This is a genomic window from Pseudomonas frederiksbergensis (assembly GCF_000802155.2).
GTDB lineage: Bacteria > Pseudomonadota > Gammaproteobacteria > Pseudomonadales > Pseudomonadaceae > Aquipseudomonas > Aquipseudomonas frederiksbergensis_A.
Map to the genome: position 1 here is coordinate 1 of NZ_JQGJ02000061.1, position 929 is coordinate 929.

The 929-nt window shown below is 62.0% G+C and carries 1 protein-coding gene; it reads left to right on the forward strand.

Annotated features, from left to right (window positions below; genetic code table 11):
- A partial coding sequence (locus JZ00_RS29665) for an OprD family porin (RefSeq protein ID WP_052742405.1) occupies positions 1 to 929 on the forward strand: 929 nt, incomplete at both ends.

Genomic DNA, 929 nt, shown 5'->3' on the forward strand with positions numbered 1-929 from the left:
GCCAAAGCCACCCTGAACCTGCGCAACTTCTACATCAACCGCAACTTCACCAATCCGGACAATGCCCAGGGCAAAGCCGAAGAGTGGACCCAGAGTTTCATCCTCGACGCCAAGTCCGGTTTCACCCAAGGCACCGTCGGTTTCGGCGTGGACGTACTGGGCATGTACTCGGTCAAGCTCGACGGTGGCCGTGGCACTGCAAACACTTCCTTGCTGCCGATCCATGACGACGGCCGTCCGGCCGATGACTTCGGTCGCCTGGGCGTGGCCCTGAAGGCCAAGGTCTCCAAGACTGAACTGAAGGTCGGCGAGTGGATGCCGGTGCTGCCGATCCTGCGTTCCGACGATGGTCGTTCCCTGCCCCAGACCTTCCGTGGCGGCCAGGTGACCTCCACCGAAATCAACGGCCTGAGCCTCTACGGCGGCCAGTTCCGTGGCAACAGCCCGCGTAACGACGCGAGCATGGAAGACATGTCGATGAACGGCCGCGGTGCGTTCACCTCCGACCGTTTCAACTTCGGCGGCGGCGAATACGCCTTCAACGAAAAACGCACCCAGGTCGGTGTCTGGTACGCGGAACTGTCCGACATCTACCAGCAGCAGTATTTCAACCTGACCCACAGCCAACCCATGGGCGACTGGACCCTGGGCGCCAACCTCGGTTACTTCACCGGCAAGGAAAACGGCAGCGCCCTGGCCGGCGACCTCGACAACAAAACCGCCTTCGCCATGCTCTCCGCCAAATACGGTGGCAACACCTTCTACGTCGGCCTGCAGAAAGTCGGCGGCGACGATGCCTGGATGCGCGTCAACGGCACCAGCGGCGGCACCCTGGCGAACGACAGCTACAACTCCAGCTACGACAACGCCAAGGAAAAATCCTGGCAAGTGCGCCACGACTTCAACTTCGCGGCTGTCGGCGTGCCGGG